The following is a 14,466-nucleotide window of genomic DNA, read 5'->3' as shown; positions in this document are numbered from 1 at the left end:
GGGCCCCCCCCCCCGCGCGCCCCCCCGCCCCCCGCCGCGCCCCCCGCGCCCCCCCCCCCCCGGCGGGGCGCGCCCCCCCCCCCGCCGCCCCCCCCCCCCCCCACCCCACGTACCGGTCGGCGCCGGGACCGGCCCCGGCCGGGTCGGTCCCGGGCGGCGGTCCCGGAGGTCGGCCCCCGGGGGTCAGTCCCGGCGCAGGCCGCGGTCGAGGGCGGCGATCGCGCTGCCCTTGGCGTCGTCGCCGTCCAGGGACCAGACCATCACCCCGGCCAGGTCGTTCCAGCGCGCGTAGCGGGCCTTCTCGGTGAGCACCTCGGCGGTGTCGTAGCTGTAGAAGGTGGAGCCGTCGTACTTCCAGGACGCGCCGTGGTCGCGGTCCACGTACACCTTGCCGGGCAGCGCGTTGAGCTCGGCGTAGGAGTGGTCCGGGGCGGCGGCGGTGGCGCTCTGGTGGAGGCCGCCGCGCTCGCCGGGGGCGACGCCCGTCCAGCCGTGGCCGTACAGCGGGGCGCCGAGGACGAGCTGCCGGGAGGGCAGGCCGCGCTCCTGGTAGTGGGTGGCGGCGGCGTCCGCGCTGCGCTGCCGGACGTCCGGGTCGGCGGGGTCCGAGTAGAGGTTGGCCTGGTGGTCGGTCGGGCCCTTGCCCTCCCAGGGGCCGTGCAGGTCGTAGGCCATCAGGTTGAGCCAGTCCACCGACCGGCTCAGCTCGGGCAGTTCGAGCCGGTCCGCGACCGTCTCGTTGGCGGCGACCGCGGCGGTGAGCAGGTAGTGCTTGCCCTTCCGGCCGCTCAGCGCGTCGAGCTGGCGGCGGAACTCGGCCATCAGCAGGGTGTAGTTGCGGCCGTCCTCGGGGCGGACCACGTTGCCGGCGTCCCCGCCGCCGCCCGGGTACTCCCAGTCGATGTCGATGCCGTCGAAGACGCCGGCGGCCGCGCCCGCGCCGCCCTCCGGGGAGCCGGGCAGGACCGGCAGGTCGCCCTTGAGGTAGAGGTCGATGCAGGAGGAGACGAACTTCTTGCGGGCGGAGTCGGTGGCGGCCGCGTCCGAGAAGTACTTGGACCAGCTCCAGCCGCCCAGTGAGATGACGGTGCGCAGCTGCGGGTTCTTCGCCTTGAGCTTGCGCAGCTGGTTGAGGTGGCCCTTGAGCCGCTGGCCGGGGGCGTCGGCGACGCCGTCCACCGACTCGGCGGCGGAGAAGGCGCGTTGGTAGTCGTTGTGGGCGTCTCCCTGGCCGGAGTCGTTGCTCTCGAAGCAGGTGCCGTCCGCGGAGACGTTGCCGAAGGCGTAGTTGATCACGGTCAGCCTGGCGGCCTGGCCGGAGTCCTGGACGCGCTTGGCGGAGCTGTCGGCGCCCCACTGGGTGAAGTAGCCGACCCGCTGGCCCTTCAGGGCGGGCCCGTGGTGGCCGCTCTCCGCGGCGTGCGCGGCGGTGGGGGCGACGAGCAGGGCGGCGACGGTGGTGGCGGCGAGCAGCGCTGAGGCGCGAGTGGGCATACCGGACCCGTTCTCTGAGGCGGCGTCAAATGGTCTGGACCAGATGGCACAGAGGTTTAGTCCATGGACCGGGGAACGCACAAGAGGACGTCCGCTTCCGGCGCGGTATGCAAAAGGGGCCGGACCGCGGTGTGCGGTCCGGCCCCCTCAGTCACTCACCCGGGCTCAGCCGATGAGCGAGCGCAGCACGTACTGCAGGATGCCGCCGTTGCGGTAGTAGTCCGCCTCGCCGGGGGTGTCGATGCGGACGACCGCGTCGAACTCCTTGCTGGTCCCGTCCGCGCCGACCGCCTTGACCTTGACGGTCTTCGGGGTGCGGCCCTCGTTGAGCTCGGTCACACCGGTGAAGGAGAAGGTCTCCTCGCCGGTCAGGCCGAGGGACTCGGCGTTCTCGCCCTCCGGGAACTGCAGCGGCAGGACGCCCATGCCGATCAGGTTCGAGCGGTGGATGCGCTCGTAGGACTCGGCGATGACGGCCTTGACGCCGAGCAGCGCAGTGCCCTTGGCGGCCCAGTCGCGGGACGAGCCGGAGCCGTACTCCTTGCCCGCCAGGACGACCAGCGGGACGCCGGCGGCCTGGTAGTTCTGCGAGGCGTCGTAGATGAACGACACCGGGGCGTCGGCCTGGGTGAAGTCGCGGGTGTAGCCGCCCTCGGTGCCCGGCGCGATCTGGTTGCGCAGACGGATGTTGGCGAAGGTGCCGCGGATCATGACCTCGTGGTTGCCACGGCGCGAGCCGTAGGAGTTGAAGTCACGCTTCTCGACGCCGTTGGCGGTCAGGTACTGCGCCGCCGGGGTGCCCGGCTTGATGTTGCCGGCCGGGGAGATGTGGTCGGTGGTGACCGAGTCGCCCAGCTTGGCCAGGACGCGGGCGCCGGCGATGTCGGTCACCGGGCTCGGGGTCTTGGCCATGCCCTCGAAGTACGGGGGCTTGCGGACGTAGGTGGACTCGGCGTCCCACTCGAAGGTGTTGCCGGTCGGGACCGGGAGCGACTGCCAGCGGTGGTCACCGGCGAAGACGTCCTGGTAGCCCTTGTCGAACATCGCCTCGTCGATGGAGCCGGCGACGGTGTCGGCGACCTCCTGCTCGGTCGGCCAGATGTCGGCGAGGAAGACGTCGTTGCCGTCGGCGTCCTGGCCCAGGGCGTCCTTGGTGATGTCGATGTTCATGTTGCCGGCGAGGGCGTAGGCGACCACCAGCGGCGGGGAGGCCAGGTAGTTCATCTTGACGTCGGGGTTGATCCGGCCCTCGAAGTTGCGGTTGCCGGAGAGCACCGAGACGACCGCGAGGTCGGACTCGTTGACGGCGGCCGAGACCTCCTCGGGCAGCGGGCCCGAGTTGCCGATGCAGGTGACGCAGCCGTAGCCGACCAGGTTGAAGCCCAGCTTCTCCATGTACGGGAGCAGGCCGGCCTTCTCGTAGTAGTCCATGACGACCTTGGAGCCGGGCGCCAGGGTGGTCTTGACCCAGGGCTTGACCGACAGGCCCTTCTCCACGGCCTTCTTCGCCAGCAGGGCGGCGCCCAGCATGACGGAGGGGTTGGAGGTGTTGGTGCAGGAGGTGATCGAGGCGATCACGACCGCGCCGTTGTCGATCTCGTAGGTCGAGCCGTCGGGGGCGGTGACGGCGGTCGGCTTCGAGGCCTCGGCGGAGTAGGTCGGCAGCGCCTCGGCGAACCGCTCGGCGGCCTCGGCCAGGATCACGCGGTCCTGCGGGCGCTTCGGGCCGGAGATCGACGGGACGACGGTGGAGACGTCCAGCTCCAGGTACTCCGAGTAGGCCGGCTCGTGCGCCGGGTTGTGCCAGAGACCCTGCTCCTTGGCGTACGCCTCGACCAGGGCGAGCTGCTGCTCGTCGCGGCCGGTGAGCTTGAGGTAGTTGATGGTCTCGGCGTCGATCGGGAAGATCGCGCAGGTCGAGCCGAACTCCGGCGACATGTTGCCGATGGTGGCGCGGTTGGCCAGCGGGATGGAGCCGATGCCGTCGCCGTAGAACTCGACGAACTTGCCGACCACACCGTGCTTGCGCAGCATCTCGGTGATGGTGAGCACCAGGTCGGTGGCGGTGGTGCCGGCCGGCAGCTCGCCGGTCAGCTTGAAGCCGACGACGCGCGGGATCAGCATGGAGACCGGCTGGCCGAGCATCGCGGCCTCGGCCTCGATGCCGCCGACGCCCCAGCCCAGCACGCCCAGGCCGTTGACCATGGTGGTGTGCGAGTCGGTGCCGACGCAGGTGTCCGGGTAGGCCTGGCCGCCGCGGACCATGACGGTGCGGGCCAGGTGCTCGATGTTCACCTGGTGGACGATGCCGGTGCCCGGCGGGACGACCTTGAACTCGTCGAAGGCGGTCTGGCCCCAGCGCAGGAACTGGTAGCGCTCCTTGTTGCGGCCGTACTCGATCTCGACGTTCTGGGTGAACGCGTCCTTGGTGCCGAACTTGTCGGCGATGACCGAGTGGTCGATGACCAGCTCGGCCGGGGCCAGCGGGTTGATCTTGGCCGGGTCGCCGCCCAGCTCCTTGACGGCCTCGCGCATGGTGGCCAGGTCGACCACGCAGGGGACGCCGGTGAAGTCCTGCATGATCACGCGCGCGGGCGTGAACTGGATCTCCTGGCTCGGCTGGGCGTTCTCGTCCCAGGCGCCGAGCGCGCGGATGTGGTCGGCGGTGATGTTCGCGCCGTCCTCCGTGCGGAGCAGGTTCTCCAGCAGCACCTTGAGGCTGTAGGGCAGCCGCTCGGAACCCTCGACGGCGGAGAGCTTGAAGATCTCGTACGACTCGTCGCCCACCTGCAGCGAGCTGCGGGCGTCGAAGCTGTTCGCGGACACGACTGACTCCTTCTGGGTGCTTCGTGCGATATCCGGCCGCCACGCTGGTAAGGTCAGCCTTACTTAGGCTTACCTTGCCGCATCGCCGGCGAGCGCCTCTCGGCAAGTATCTTGATGTCGAGATATATCGTAAGGGGCAGTTATCTCGATGTCGAGATAAACCATAGTGCATGCCGCCGCGATCACCACCGCAGGCATGCCCCGGTGCGTTTCGACGCAGGTCAGCGGCCGGTCAGCGGCCCCACGACCGACCGGGCCCCCGCGCGGCCGAACCCCGCGGGTGTCCCCGGCGGCCCGGCCGCGTTAGCAGGGTGACCGTCGCCCTGCCCGTGGAAGGCCCCGACCGATGCCCGCTCCGCTCGCCGCCGCCCTGCTGCCGCTGGCCCTGCTCGCCCCCTCCGCCCCACCGGTCTCCGTCGTGGAGGCGGCCTTCGACCCGGCGACCGCCTTCGTCCCGCCGGCCGCGATCAGCTACGCCCAGGACCTGGTCCCGTACGGCTCGCACGCCCGGATCGTCACCGACCGCTCGGAGCCCGGGCGCACGGTGCTCACCCTGACGGCCACCGGCCTCGCCCCCGACCACACGTTCCCGGTGCACCTGCACACCGGCACCTGCGGGGCCGACCCGGCCGCCTCCGGGCCGCACTACCAGGACGCGGTCGACCCGGTGCAGCCGTCCACCGACCCGGCGTACGCCAACGAGCGCAACGAGCTGCGGCTGGTGCTGCGCACCGACGCCGGGGGCGCGGGCGCCGCCACGACCGCCGTCGACTGGCAGCCGCGGCCCGGCGAGGCGCGCTCGCTGGTGCTGCACGCGGGCACCCCGGCCGGCCCGCACGCGGCGGGCGACCGGGTGGGCTGCGTCAAGCTGGAGCGGTAGCGCCCGCCCCTCACGACCCCAGGGTGGCGACCAGGACGGCCTTGATGGTGTGCAGGCGGTTCTCGGCCTGGTCGAACACGATGGAGTGCGCCGACTCGAACAGCTCGTCGGTGCACTCCAGCTCGGTCATCCCGGTCGCCTCGTACATCTGCCGCCCGACCACGGTGCCGAGGTCGTGGAAGGCGGGCAGGCAGTGCAGGAACTTCACGTTCGGGTTGCCGGTGGCCCGGACGGTGTCCATGGACACCTGGTACGGCCTGAGCAGCGCGATCCGCTCGGCCCACACCTCCTTGGGCTCGCCCATCGAGACCCAGACGTCGGTGTAGAGGAAGTCGGCGCCGGCCACGCCCTCCGCCACGTCCTCGGTCAACGTGATCCGGGCGCCGGTGCGCCCGGCCAGCTCCTGCGCCGCCTTCTGCACGTCCTCGGCGGGCCACAGGGCGCGCGGGGCGACGATCCGGACGTCCATGCCCAGCAGGGCGCCGGTGACCAGTAGCGAGTTGCCCATATTGGAGCGGGCGTCGCCGAGGTAGGCGAGGGCGACCTCGGTGAGCGGCTTCGCGGTGTGCTCGGTGACGGTCAGCACGTCGGCCAGCATCTGGGTGGGGTGCCACTCGTCGGTCAGACCGTTCCAGACCGGGACGCCGGCGTGCTCGGCCAGCTCCTCGACGATCTCCTGGCCGTGACCGCGGTACTCGATCCCGTCGAACATCCGGCCGAGCACCCGGGCGGTGTCCTTGACGGACTCCTTGTGGCCCATCTGCGAACCGGACGGGTCCAGGTAGGTGGTGGTGGCACCCTGGTCGTGCGCGGCCACCTCGAAGGCGCAGCGGGTGCGGGTGGAGGTCTTCTCGAAGATCAGCGCGATGTTCTTCCCCCGCAGCCGGGGCTGCTCGGTGCCCGCATACTTGGCGGCCTTGAGCGCGGCCGCGAGGTCCACCAGGAAGCGGAACTCCTGGGGCGTGAAATCGAGCTCCTTGAGGAAGTGCCTGTTCCGGAGGTTGAAGGCCATGCCGGGCTCCTGGGGTGACGGGGCTTGGGGGAAAGTGGCAAGTGTATACGATGCTCGGAATTTCTATACAGACTGGCGGTGAAGGAGGGGAAGCCCCCGGTGGGACTTCCCCTCCCGTGCCCGGTCCCGCGGCCCTACCGGCGCGGTCCTACCGGCGGTTCCACCGGCGCGGTCCTACAGGCGCGGGTCGACCGGCTCGGACTCCAGGGCCAGCACCGCGAACACCGCCTCGTGCACCCGCCACAGCGGCTCCCCCGCCGCCAGCCGGTCCAGCGCCTCCAGGCCCAGCGCGTACTCACGCAGCGCCAGTGACCGCTTGTGGCCCAGCGAGCGCATCCGCAGCCGCTCCAGGTGCTCGGTGTAGTCCGGGCCGTAGACGATCCGCAGGTACTCCCGCCCGCGGACCTTCACACCCGGCTGCACCAGGCCGCCCGGACGGCCCTCGCCCCGCACCGTCCGCACCACCGAGGCCAGCGGCTTGACCACCATGCCCTCGCCGCCCGCCGCCGTCAGCTCCTCCCACCAGGCGGTGGCGGCCGCCACCGAGGCCTCGTCCCCGGTGTCCACCAGGACCCGGCCGGTGCGGTGCAGCACCGGCGCCACCCGGTCGCCGGCGGCCCCGTCGGCGGCCTCGCCGGCAGCCTGGTCAGCCGCCTCGGCGTCGGCCGCGACCAGGCGGTCGATCAGGGCCAGGTGCTCGTCGTGCGGGCGCACCGCCAGGTTCGCCCCCTCCGCGGCCAGCAGCTGGAACGGCGCCAGCCGGATGCCCGACAGACCCTCGGTCGGCCAGCAGTAGCGCCGGTACGCCTCGGTGAACGCCCGGGCGTCGGCGGCGCGGCGGCGCTGGCGGGCGGTCAGCCCGCCGAGGTCCAGCCCGCGCGCGGCCGCCTGCTCCAGCGCCGACAGCACCTCCGGCAGGGCGGCGCCGGCCGCCGCGCCGACCGCGGCGTACTGGCGGCGCAGCAGCTCCACCGCCTTCAACGACCACGGCATCAACTCGGCGTCCAGCAGCAGCCAGTCACTGCCCAACTCCTCGAACAGGCCCGACCGTTCGGCCGCCGCCCGGACCCTGCCGAGCACCGCGCCGGTCAGCTCCTCGTCGTCGAGGAAGGCCCGCCCGGTCCTGGTCCAGATCGCCCCCGGACCGGCCACCCCGAAGCGCCGCTCCAGCGCGGCGGTGTCCCGGGCGACCAGCAGCACCGCGCGCGAGCCCATGTGCTTCTCCTCGCACACCAGGTGCCGGACCCCGTCCGCGCGGTAGGCGGCGAAGGCCTCCTCCGGGTGCTCCAGGTAGCCCTCCCGGCGGGAGGTCGGGCTCGGCGCCATGGTCGGCGGCAGGTAGGTGAGCAGCCGCGGGTCCAGCGCGAAGCGGCTCATCACCTCCAGCGCGGCCGCCGCGTTCTCCTCCCGCACCGCCACCCGGCCGTGCAGGGCGGTCTCCACCACCCGGCGCCCCGCCACGTCGGCGAGGTCCAGCGGACGGCCCTCCCGGGCGCCCGGCGCGTCGGTCCGCAGCGGACGCACCGGGGCGTACCACTCCCGCTCCGCGTCGACGCTCACCAGCTCGCGCTCCGGGTAGCGCAGCGCGGTCAGGCTGCCGCCGAAGACGCAGCCGGTGTCCAGGCAGATGGTGTTGTTGAGGAAGCTCGCGCTCGGCACCGGGGTGTGGCCGTAGACCACCAGCGCCCGGCCCCGGTACTCCTCCGCCCACGGGTAGCGCACCGGCAGGCCGTACTCGTCGGTCTCGCCGGTGGTCTCCCCGTACAGCGCGTGCGAGCGCACCCGGCCGGAGGCGCGGCCGTGGTAGCGCTCCGGCAGGCCGGCGTGGCAGACCACCAGGGCGCCGCCGTCCAGCAGGTAGTGGCTGACCAGGCCGCGCATGAAGGCCCGCACCTCGGCCCGGAACTCCTCGCTCTCCCCGGCCAGTTGGTCCAGCGACTCCTGGAGGCCGTGCGAGACGGTGACCTTCTTGCCGTCCATCGCCCGGCCCAGCTTGTTCTCGTGGTTGCCCGGCACGCAGATCGCGTGACCGGCCGCCACCATGCCCATCACCAGGCGCAGCACACCCGGGGTGTCCGGGCCGCGGTCGACCAGGTCGCCGACGAACACGGCCGTGCGGCCCCGCGGGTGGACGGCGTCCACCGGGCGGCCCCCGGCGTCCCGGGCCAGCGTGTAGCCGAGGCGGGTCAGCAGGGTCTCCAGCTCGGAACGGCAGCCGTGGATGTCGCCGACGACGTCGAACGGGCCGGTGAGGTGGCGCAGGTCGTTGTAGCGCTTCTCCGGCTCGATCACGGCGGCCGCCACCTCGGCCTCGCCGCGCAGCACGTGCACCTTGCGGAAACCCTCGCGCTCCAGGCCCTTGAGGGACCTGCGCAGCTCGCGGTGCTGGCGCGGGACGACGTGGGCGGGCAACTGGCGGTCCGGGCGGGCGCGGTTGCGCTCGGCACACACCCCCGGCGGGACGTCCAGCACGATCGCGATCGGCAGCACGTCGTGCGCCCGGGCGATCGCCACCAGCTGACGGCGGGCCTCCGGCTGCACGTTGGTCGCGTCCACCACGGTGAGGCGCCCGGCCGCCAGGCGCTTGCCGACGATGTAGTGCAGGAGGTCGAAGGCCTCGGCGGACGCCGACTGGTCGTTCTCGTCGTCGGACACCAGGCCGCGGCAGAAGTCGGAGGAGACCACCTGGGTGGGCAGGAAGTGGCGGCGGGCGAAGCTGGACTTGCCCGCGCCGCTGGTGCCGATCAGGACGACGAGGGAGACGTCGGTGACGGGCAGGCGGCGGGGGGCGGGGGGCTGGTCGGGGGTGGCAGTCTCGTCGGGGGTGGGGGTCTCGTCGGGGGTGTGGTCGAGGGCCTGGTCGGAGGCGGGGGCCTCGTCGGGGGTGGGGGTCGCGTCCTCGGTCATCGGGTCTCGCCTCCTCCGGGCGTGGCGGTGGTCGTGGCGGCATCGGTGGCGTCGGCGGCGGTGCGGAACAGGGCGAGCTGGGTCGGCGGGCCGACCTCCGGGTCCTCCGGGCCGACCGGGCGCAGCTCCACCGTGTAGCCGTACGCCGCCGCGACCTTCCCCGCCCAGGCGCCGAACTCGGCGCGCGACCACTCGAAGCGGTGGTCGGCGTGCCGGGCCCGGCCCGCCGGCAGGCTCTCCCACCGGACGTTGTACTCGACGTTGGGCGTGGTGACGACCACCGTCCTCGGGCGGGCCGCCCCGAACACCGCGTACTCCAGGGCCGGCAGCCGCGGCAGGTCCAGGTGCTCGATCACCTCGCACAGCACCGCCGCGTCGTACCCCTTCAACCGGGCATCGGTGTACGTCAGCGCACCCTGCGCCAGCGTCACCCGCGCCGCCAGCCGCTCGGGCAACCGCTCCAGGTGCAGCCGGCGCTTCGCCGCCTGCAACGCCCGCGCCGACACGTCCACCCCGAGGATCTCGGTGAACCGGGCGTCCTTCATCAACTCACCGATCAACTCGCCCTGGCCGCAGCCGAGATCGGCGACCCGGGCGGCGCCGCCGTCGCGCAGGGCGGCCAGGATCGCGGCGCGGCGCCGCTCGGCGAGGGACGGCGGCCGGGGCTCGTGCCGGTCCTCCTGCCCGTCCGGGGCGGGCCCGGCGGCCTCCCGCCCCTCCTCCTCGGGCCGGTCGTCGACCGCGTTGTCGATCTCCTCGACCTCGCGGTCGTCCGCCTCGGCCAGCCGGGCCAGCTCCAGCCGCTCCATCGCGGCCCGGGTCAGCGACCAGCGCCGGGACAGGTAGCGGCGGGCGATCAACGCGCGCTCCGGGTGCGCCGCCAGCCAGCCCTCACCGGCGGCGAGCAGCTTGTCCACCTCGTCCGGGGCGACCCAGTAGTGCTTCGCACCGTCCAGCACCGGCAGCAGCACGTACAGCTGCTGGAGCGCCTCGGCCAGCCGCACCGACTCCGAGGCGAGCACGACCCGCACGTAGCGGGACTCGCCCCACTCCGGGAAGGCCTCGTCCAGCGGGACCGCCTTCGCCTCCACCCGCCAGCCCAGCGGCTCGAACAGCCGGGCCACCATCGCCGGACCGCCACCCTCGCCCGCACCGTTCGCGGGCACCGCGGGCAGCTCGATCCGCAGCGGGCGGACCAGCGCCGGCAGCTCCGGACGGGCCGGGCAGTCGCCCTTCATCGCCGACCGGAACACCGTCCGCAACGCCACCGCGAGCAGCGAGGACGCCGCGTACGGGCGGTCGTTGACGTACTGGGAGAGCGCGAAGTCGGGCGAGCCGCCGCGCCCCCTGCCGTCGCCCCGGCCCTTGCGGACCAGCGCGATCGGGTCGATGTCCAGCAGCAGCGCCGCCGTGCAGGCCTCGTCGTCCGCCCGGGGGTAGAAGACGTGGGCCGCACCGTGCGACGTCGTGAACCGCTGGACCTTGCCGGGATGCTTGTGCAGCAGGAACCCGAGATCCGTCGCCGGGCTCTCGGCGCTGCCGGTAGTGGAAATCGACATGAACACCCGGCCGAGTATTGCCCAGCGGGAGACGTCCGGGCACCGGGTTTTCCCACCCCGCGCGGCGCTGGCCTGCGGGTCCGCCCGCCTGTCCGGACGATGGGCGTGTTCGGCAGCCGGGCCCCCCATTGGTTAACGTGCACGGTGTGACTGCTGAATCCACCTCGCCCGAATCCACCACCCCGGCGACCGGCGCCGTGGCCACCGGTCTGGCCACCATCGCCGCCGACGGCACCGTCCTCGACACCTGGTACCCCGCCCCCGCCCTGGCCGCCGAGCCCGGCCCGGCCGGCACCGTGCGCCTGACCTCCGAGCAGGCCGAGGCCGAGCTCGGCGCCGGCGCCGCCGAAGCGCTGCGCGCCGACGCCCGCCGCGGCGTCGAGGTGGTCGCCGTGCGCACCACCATCGCCTCGCTCGACGAGAAGCCGCTCGACACCCACGACGTGTACCTGCGCCTGCACCTGCTCAGCCACCGGCTGGTCCGGCCGCACGGCCAGAACCTGGACGGCATCTTCGGCCTGCTCGCCAACGTCGCCTGGACCAGCATCGGCCCCGTCCCGGTCGACCGGGTCGAGCAGGCCCGCCTCGCCGTCCGCGCCCAGGGCGGCCAGCTGGCCGTCTACGGGATCGACAAGTTCCCGCGGATGACCGACTACGTCGCCCCCGGCGGTGTGCGCATCGCCCACGCCGACCGTGTCCGGCTCGGCGCCCACCTCGCCGCCGGCACCACCGTGATGCACGAGGGCTTCGTCAACTTCAACGCCGGCACCCTCGGCACCTCGATGGTCGAGGGCCGGATCAGCGCGGGCGTCGTCGTCGGCGACCACAGCGACATCGGCGGCGGCGCCTCGATCATGGGCACCCTGTCCGGTGGCGGCAAGCAGGTCGTCTCCGTCGGCGAGCGCTGCCTGCTCGGCGCCAACGCGGGCATCGGCATCTCGCTCGGCAGCGACTGCGTCGTCGAGGCCGGCCTGTACGTCACCGCCGGCACCCGGGTCACCACCCCGGACGGCACGGTGGCCAAGGCCGTCGAGCTGTCCGGCCAGGACAACCTGCTGTTCCGCCGCAACTCGCAGACCGGCGCGGTCGAGGTCATCGCCCGCTCCGGCTCCTGGGGCGGCCTGAACGCGGACCTGCACGCCCACAACTGACCTGTGGGGCAAGGCCGTCGAGGGGCCCCGGGCGGGGGGGCCCGGGCCCCTCCGCGGCGGCCGCCCCCCGGGGCTCGGGGGCACCCCCCGGCGCGGGGGGGGGCCCGGGGCGGGGGGGGGCGCGACCGGGGTCCCGGCCCCCCCAAACGTCCGGTGGGGGCCTCGGGGGGGGGGGGCCGGGGGGGGTGGGCGCGGGGCCCCTTCGGCCGGTACGGCCCCGGAGGCTACGGGCGACCCCGCAGGCTAGGGGCGGCCCCGGAGGCTAGGGGCGGCTCCGGAGGACGACGAGCTCACGGGTCGCCCTGGTCATCGCGACGTAACGGTCGACCGCACCCTCGACACCGTCACCGAACGCCTCCGGGTCGACCAGGACCACCAGGTCGAACTCCAGCCCCTTGGCCAACTCCGGGGTGAGCGAACGGACCCGCGCCCGCTCCCGGAACCCCGGATCGCCGATGACGCAGGCGACGCCCTCGTCGTGCTCGGCGAGCCAGGAATCCACCACGGCCGGCAGCTCCGCCACCGCACCGTGCCGCACCGGAAGGCCGCTGCTGCGCACCGAGGTCGGCACGTTGGCGTCCGGCAGCGCCGCCCGGACGACCGGCTCGGCCTCCGCCATCACCTCGGCCGGCGTGCGGTAGTTGATGCTCAGCGAGGCCATCGTGGTGCGGTCGAAACCGACCCGGTCGAGCCTCTCCTGCCACGACTCGGCGAAGCCGTGCCTGGCCTGGGCCCGGTCCCCGACGATGGTGAAGCTCCGGGACGGGCAGCGCTGCAGCAGCATCTGCCACTGGGCGTCGGTCAGCTCCTGGGCCTCGTCCACCACGATGTGGGCGAACGGGCCCGCGAGCGGCTCCGCGGCGGCGGCGGGCAGCGCGTCCTCGTCGACCAGGGTGTCCTGGAGGTCCCGGCCGCGCAGCATCGTCACCACGCCCTCACCGTCGTCGTCGGCCTGGATCAAGTCGCCGATCACGTCCGCCATCCGCTCGCGCTCGGCGGCCGCCAAGGCACGCCGACGCTGCCGGCGCAAGGTCTCCTCGCGGTCCCCGAGCCGCTGGCGGGCCGCGTCCAGGAGCGGCAGGTCGGAGACCGTCCACGCCTGCGGGGCGTGCTTGCGCTGGAGCGCACGGACCTCCTCCGGGGTGAGGTGCGGCGCGCACATCCGCAGGTAGGCGGGCACCGACCAGAGGTCGCCGACCAGCTCCGCCGCCTCCAGCAGCGGCCACGCCCGGTTGAGCGTGCCGACCAGCTCCCGGTCCTGCCGCAGCGCGCGGCGGAACTGCTCGGGCGAGACCTCCTCCTCGTCGTCCTGCTCCAGCCTGTCCAGCAGGATCGCCACCAGTTCGTCCCAGATCTGCTCGCGCGCCTCGTTGTGCGGGGTGCCCGGATCCGGGGCGTCGAAGGCCTCGGCCCAGTCCGCGGCGCTCAACCGCAGGTCCGCCCAGGGAGTGCCGACCAGCAGCTCCTCGACCGGCGGCTCCTCGTAGATCCGGACGGCCTTGTCGATCGCCCGCACCAGCTCCACCGAGGACTTGAGCCGCGCCACCTCCCGGTCCGCCTCCTCCGGCGCATCCGCGCCCTCGGGCACCAGGTCCCGCAGGGTGCAGGTGCGCACACCCTCCTCGCCGAGGCTGGGCAGGACGTCGGCGACGTAGTTCAGGTAGGGCTGGTGCGGGCCGACGAACAGCACTCCGCCGCGGCGGTGGCCGAGGCGGGGGTCGGCGTACAGCAGGTAGGCGGAGCGGTGCAGGGCCACCACGGTCTTGCCGGTGCCCGGGCCGCCGTCGACCACCAGGGCGCCGCGCGAGCCGGCCCGGATGATCGCGTCCTGGTCGGCCTGGATGGTGGCCAGCACATCCCGCATCCGGGCCGAGCGGTTGCCGCCCAGGCTGGCGATGAAGGCGGACTGGTCGTCCAGCGCGGCGTGCCCGGCGAGGCCCTCCGCGGTGAACACCTCGTCCCAGTAGTCGGAGATCCGGCCGCGGGTCCAGCGGTAGCGACGGCGGCTCGCCAGGCCCATCGGGTCCGCGTGGGTCGCCGCGAAGAACGGCTCGGCGGCGGGCGAGCGCCAGTCGACCAGCAGCCGCCGGCCCTCGCTGTCGGTCAGCCCGAGCCGGCCGATGTACAGCGGCTCGGCACCCTCATCCGCGACGATGCGCCCCAGGCACAGGTCCAGACCGTAGCGGCGCAGGGCGCGCAGCCGGCCGCTCAGCCGGTACACCTCGATGTCGCGGTCCATCGCCGCCTGCCCGGCACCCCCCGGAGCGCGCCGCACGACGTCGAGCTGGTCGGAGAGTTCGGCGATCACCCGTTCCAGGCTCTCCGCGATCGCCGCGAAGTGCCGCTCGTCGGCCGCGACGAGCGCCGGGTCGGCCTTGGCGGACAACCGCTCGGGGAGGTCGAAAGCGCTGGTGGTCAGGGGGTTCATGGCATCAGCTCCGATCTGAGGCCTGCGATTGTGCGCCCTCCAGGGGGCCTTGCCGCAAGACCCCCCTTGCGCTATATGTTGAGAGTGGCAAGGGGTGGGTTCTCCCCCTTCCGCTCTCTTCTCCGGGCGCTCGCGGCGGCCCTCTGCTGCTCTTCGGGCGCCCGGCGCGGCGTGGGGGGCCGGCGGCGGGGGGCCGGGGCGGGGGGGGA

General features: G+C 73.5%; 8 protein-coding genes. 2 read left to right on the top strand and 6 right to left on the bottom strand.

What is annotated here, in order from left to right; translation table 11 throughout:
* Positions 1-183: 183 nt before the first annotated feature.
* Both ACFWXO_RS42110 and acnA read right to left on the bottom strand, forming a co-directional pair.
* Positions 184-1,494: a glycoside hydrolase family 18 protein gene (locus ACFWXO_RS42110; RefSeq protein ID WP_380531716.1), complete on the bottom strand. Its 1,311-nt coding sequence runs from the start codon at positions 1,492-1,494 to the stop codon at positions 184-186.
* A gap of 165 nt (positions 1,495-1,659) precedes the next feature.
* Positions 1,660-4,320: an aconitate hydratase AcnA gene (gene acnA / locus ACFWXO_RS42105; protein ID WP_380531713.1), complete on the bottom strand. Its 2,661-nt coding sequence runs from the start codon at positions 4,318-4,320 to the stop codon at positions 1,660-1,662.
* Positions 4,321-4,666: 346 nt separating this feature from the next.
* On the opposite strand from acnA, the gene ACFWXO_RS42100 reads away from it, so the two are divergent.
* Positions 4,667-5,200 carry a superoxide dismutase family protein gene (locus ACFWXO_RS42100; RefSeq protein ID WP_380531710.1) on the top strand — a complete coding sequence of 178 codons (534 nt, stop codon included), beginning with the start codon at positions 4,667-4,669 and terminating at the stop codon, positions 5,198-5,200.
* Between the two features lie 10 nt (positions 5,201-5,210).
* Here the strand turns inward: ACFWXO_RS42100 and argF are convergent, their stop codons facing one another.
* From argF to ACFWXO_RS42085, 3 genes are all read right to left on the bottom strand, one after another.
* Entirely contained in the window at positions 5,211-6,212 is a 1,002-nt protein-coding gene (gene argF, locus ACFWXO_RS42095) for an ornithine carbamoyltransferase (RefSeq protein ID WP_375893066.1), read from the bottom strand.
* A gap of 174 nt (positions 6,213-6,386) precedes the next feature.
* Positions 6,387-9,119, bottom strand: coding sequence for a polynucleotide kinase-phosphatase (locus ACFWXO_RS42090; protein ID WP_380531707.1), 2,733 nt, complete (start codon positions 9,117-9,119; stop codon positions 6,387-6,389).
* Positions 9,116-10,684 (bottom strand): 3' terminal RNA ribose 2'-O-methyltransferase Hen1, encoded by a 1,569-nt coding sequence (locus ACFWXO_RS42085; RefSeq protein ID WP_380531704.1) that lies wholly within the window; start codon positions 10,682-10,684, stop codon positions 9,116-9,118. Before ACFWXO_RS42085 ends, ACFWXO_RS42090 begins: the two co-directional genes overlap by 4 nt.
* Before the next feature lie 140 nt (positions 10,685-10,824).
* Between ACFWXO_RS42085 and dapD the strand changes: the two genes are divergently transcribed.
* The gene (gene dapD, locus ACFWXO_RS42080; protein WP_375893061.1) at positions 10,825-11,829 is read left to right on the top strand and encodes a 2,3,4,5-tetrahydropyridine-2,6-dicarboxylate N-succinyltransferase; all 1,005 of its coding nucleotides are present in this window, start codon (positions 10,825-10,827) and stop codon (positions 11,827-11,829) included.
* 262 nt (positions 11,830-12,091) lie between these two features.
* On the opposite strand, the gene helR is transcribed toward dapD, so the two are convergent.
* Positions 12,092-14,257 carry an RNA polymerase recycling motor ATPase HelR gene (gene helR, locus ACFWXO_RS42075; RefSeq protein WP_380531701.1) on the bottom strand — a complete coding sequence of 722 codons (2,166 nt, stop codon included), beginning with the start codon at positions 14,255-14,257 and terminating at the stop codon, positions 12,092-12,094.
* Positions 14,258-14,466: the final 209 nt, after the last annotated feature.

The organism is Kitasatospora sp. NPDC059088, from assembly GCF_042738155.1.
Taxonomy (GTDB): Bacteria; Actinomycetota; Actinomycetes; order Streptomycetales; family Streptomycetaceae; genus Kitasatospora.
Note: the sequence above shows the minus strand (reverse complement) of the source record. Positions and strands in the feature narration are given on the sequence as shown.

Coding starts and splice junctions, on each gene's coding strand:
- helR (WP_380531701.1), bottom strand. CDS start 14,257: ATGAACCCCCTGACCACCAGCGCTTTCGACCTCCCCGAGCGGTTGTCC.
- ACFWXO_RS42100 (WP_380531710.1), top strand. CDS start 4,667: ATGCCCGCTCCGCTCGCCGCCGCCCTGCTGCCGCTGGCCCTGCTCGCC.
- ACFWXO_RS42090 (WP_380531707.1), bottom strand. CDS start 9,119: ATGACCGAGGACGCGACCCCCACCCCCGACGAGGCCCCCGCCTCCGAC.
- argF (WP_375893066.1), bottom strand. CDS start 6,212: ATGGCCTTCAACCTCCGGAACAGGCACTTCCTCAAGGAGCTCGATTTC.
- ACFWXO_RS42110 (WP_380531716.1), bottom strand. CDS start 1,494: ATGCCCACTCGCGCCTCAGCGCTGCTCGCCGCCACCACCGTCGCCGCC.